Consider the following 3,403-nt stretch of genomic DNA (forward strand, 5'->3'; position numbering starts at 1 on the left):
CGTGCTGGCGATCGCGGACGTGCGCTGGGAGGGCAGCCCGGCCGGGGTGGCCTTCGCGCTCGGGGCCGCCGCGGCCTGGGGGGCCTACATCGTCCTCGGCAGGCGGGTGGCGCTCGGCGGCAACGGGATCGACAGCCTGGCGATCGGCTTCGCCGTCGCCACCGTCGTGCTGTCCCCGCTCGTGGTGGGCACGACCGCGGTCTGGGCGCGGCCGGACCTGCTCACCCTCGCGGTGGGGGTGGGGCTGCTGTCCACGGTGGTGCCGTACGTGCTCGACCAGACGGTGCTGCGCCGCGTGGGCCAGGCCCGGTTCGCGGTGCTGCTGGCCCTGCTGCCGGTGACCGCCGCCGTGGTCGGGTTCGTGGTGCTGCGGCAGGTACCCGGCCCCGGCGAGGCGCTCGGCATCGTGGCGGTCGTGGCCGGTGTCGCCCTGCGCTCGTTCTCCCGGGACTGACACGCCTGCCCGTCAACCACGCCTGACGGTCGACCACGCAGGGCCCGTCAACCACGCAGGGCCGTCGACCCCGGGAGGTCGACGGCCCTGCGCGGTCGATGTCGCGGACTCAGTCCAGGTAGTCGCGCAGCACCTGGGAACGCGACGGGTGGCGCAGCTTCGACATCGTCTTCGACTCGATCTGACGGATCCGCTCCCGCGTGACGCCGTAGACCTGGCCGATCTCGTCCAGCGTACGGGGCTGGCCGTCGGTGAGGCCGAAGCGCAACCGCACGACGCCGGCCTCCCGCTCGGACAGCGTCTGCAGCACCGACTGCAACTGGTCCTGCAGCAGCGTGAACGACACCGCGTCCACGGCCACCACGGCCTCGCTGTCCTCGATGAAGTCCCCGAGCTGCGAGTCGCCCTCGTCGCCGATCGTCTGGTCCAGCGAGATCGGCTCGCGGGCGTACTGCTGAATCTCCAGGACCTTCTCCGGGGAGATGTCCATCTCCTTGGCCAGCTCCTCCGGGGTGGGCTCGCGGCCCAGGTCCTGCAGCAGCTCCCGCTGGATCCGGCCGAGCTTGTTGATCACCTCGACCATGTGCACCGGGATCCGGATGGTGCGGGCCTGGTCGGCCATGGCCCGGGTGATGGCCTGGCGGATCCACCAGGTGGCGTAGGTGGAGAACTTGAAGCCCTTGGTGTAGTCGAACTTCTCCACCGCGCGGATCAGCCCGAGGTTGCCCTCCTGGATCAGATCCAGGAACGCCATGCCTCGCCCGGTGTAGCGCTTGGCCAGCGAGACGACGAGCCGGAGGTTGGCCTCCAGCAGGTGGCTCTTGGCGCGCTCACCGTCGCGGACGATCCACTTCAGGTCGCGGCGCATCTGGGTGGAGAGCTTCTCGCCCTCCTCCTCGGTGACCCGGATGCGTTCGGCCGCGTACAGCCCGGCCTCGATCCGTTTGGCGAGTTCGACCTCCTCCTCGGCGTTGAGCAGAGCGACCTTGCCGATCTGCTTGAGGTAGGCCCGCACGGAGTCGGCCGACGCGGTGAGTTCGGCGTCCTTGCGCGCCTGCCGCAGCGCCTCGGACTCCTCCTCGTCCCAGACGAAGTCGGGGTCCACGGGCTTGGCCGCGGCCGACTCCTCCTCGGACTCGGACTCCTCGGCCTCCTCCTCGGTGACGGTGGCGTCGACGACGTCCACCTCGACCGCGTCCACGTCGAGATCCGACAGGTCGACGTCCTCGAGGTCCGAGGCGTCGAGGTCACCCACCTCGGCCGCGCTCTTGGCCGCGGCCTTGCCCTTCTCGGCCTTGGCGCCCTTGCGGGTCCCCGTGGACTTCGGAGACTTCTTCGCGGCCGTCTTGCGACCCGACGACTTCTTCTCCGGCGGGGCCGTCCCGTTCGCGGCCGCCGTGTCCTCGTCGGCAGTCGCTTGATCGGCGGCGCTCGTTGTCTTCGTCCCGCTTGGGGTTGCGGTCTTTGCGGCTGCCACGTACGCCCTTTCGCAGCGGTCGATCACGACGAACCGAGACGTTGGTATCCCGGCTGCCTCAAGTTCGGGGAACCTGCTCTGGCCTGCGGATTCCGGGTCCGCAGCCGAGAGCCGTGTTCCATTGTAACGACGGTGGGCACCGAAGTCGCGCAGCGATCACGTCCCGTGCGGCTCCGCGGGGGGCCGGACGGGACGTCCGGTCAGTGCGCGAGGCCCTCGGCCGCGGCCGCGGCGGCGCCCACGATGCCCGCGTTGTTCAGCAGGGACGCGGCGATGACGGGGGTGTCGACGGTCAGCGACGGCACCCACTTCTCCGCTTTCCTGCTGACACCGCCACCCACGATATAGAGGTCGGGACTGAGGAGGTTGTCGAGCACGGTGAGGTACCGGTCGACCCGTTCGGCCCATTCCGGATACGTGAGACCCTCGGTGTCCTTCGCGGAGGCCGCGGCGCGTTTCTCGGCGTCGATTCCGTCGATCTCGATGTGCCCGAACTCGGTGTTCGGCACGAGACGTCCGTCCAGGAACAGCGCACTGCCGATACCGGTTCCGAACGTCAGCAGGACGGCGACGCCCGCCCGCCCCTCGGGGGCACCGAACCGCATCTCCGCCATGCCCGCGGCGTCGGCGTCGTTGAGCACGGCCACCTCCGTGGGGCGCCGGCCCAGCCGCCCGGCGAACAGCACGTCGGCGTCCCGGCCGATCCAGCTCGGGTCGATGTTCGCGGCGGAGCGGGCCCTGCCCCGCTTGACCACCGACGGCAGGGTGACCCCCACCGGCCCGTCCCAGCCGAACGCGCCCACGACCTCGGCGACCACGTCGGCGACCGCGTCCGGGGTCGCGGGTCGCGGTGTGTCGATGCGCAGACGGTCGCCGACCAGCTCGCCCGTGGCGAGGTCGACCAGGCCGCCCTTGATGCCGCTGCCGCCGATGTCGATGCCGAAGCCCCGGCCCGCCTCCGTGGTCGCCGTGGTGGCCCCCGTCGTGGGCACCGTCATGGCGCCGCCCCTTCCTACTCGATTCAGAACCCGTCGCGCGAAACTCTAGCGGCGGGTGTGGTCCCATGGTGTCGTGGGAACCACCGACCCCGATCCCGCCGTGCTGGCCGCCACGGCGGAAGAGGTGGCCACCGAGGCCGCCGGGCTGGTCCGCGAAGCGCGTGAATCCATGCTCGGCGGGCGGACGGTCGCTGTCGACACGAAGAGCAGTCGCACCGACGTGGTCACCGCCGTGGACACGGAGTCCGAACGGCTCATCCGGGCGAGGCTGGCCGCCCTGCGTCCCGGCGACGTCGTGCTCGGTGAGGAGGAAGGCACCGGCGGGGACACCGGCGGTGCCGGCACCCCGGGCCGCGTCGAGTGGGTGGTCGACCCGATCGACGGGACCGTGAACTTCCTCTACGGACTGCCCGCGTTCGCCGTCTCGGTCGCCGCGCAGGTCGACGGCGTGTCCGTGGCCGGGGCCGTCGTCGA

4 protein-coding genes are annotated in these 3,403 nt (G+C 71.2%); 2 read left to right on the plus strand and 2 right to left on the minus strand.

Going from position 1 to position 3,403, the window contains the following annotated elements; translation table 11 throughout:
- Positions 1–454, plus strand: a 454-nt coding sequence (locus ACTIR_RS23860) for an EamA family transporter (protein ID WP_034240555.1), incomplete at its 5' end; no start/stop codon positions are given.
- 109 nt (positions 455–563) lie between these two features.
- On the opposite strand, the gene ACTIR_RS0116485 is transcribed toward ACTIR_RS23860, so the two are convergent.
- The gene (locus ACTIR_RS0116485; RefSeq protein ID WP_084789583.1) at positions 564–1,931 is read right to left on the minus strand and encodes an RNA polymerase sigma factor; all 1,368 of its coding nucleotides are present in this window, start codon (positions 1,929–1,931) and stop codon (positions 564–566) included.
- A gap of 200 nt (positions 1,932–2,131) precedes the next feature.
- Positions 2,132–2,929, minus strand: coding sequence for a polyphosphate--glucose phosphotransferase (gene ppgK, locus ACTIR_RS0116490; RefSeq protein WP_052583924.1), 798 nt, complete (start codon positions 2,927–2,929; stop codon positions 2,132–2,134).
- 73 nt (positions 2,930–3,002) lie between these two features.
- Between ppgK and ACTIR_RS23865 the strand changes: the two genes are divergently transcribed.
- Positions 3,003–3,403, plus strand: a 401-nt coding sequence (locus ACTIR_RS23865; RefSeq protein ID WP_034240556.1) for an inositol monophosphatase family protein, incomplete at its 3' end; no start/stop codon positions are given.

This window comes from Saccharomonospora iraqiensis subsp. iraqiensis, from assembly GCF_000430445.1.
GTDB lineage: Bacteria > Actinomycetota > Actinomycetes > Mycobacteriales > Pseudonocardiaceae > Saccharomonospora > Saccharomonospora iraqiensis.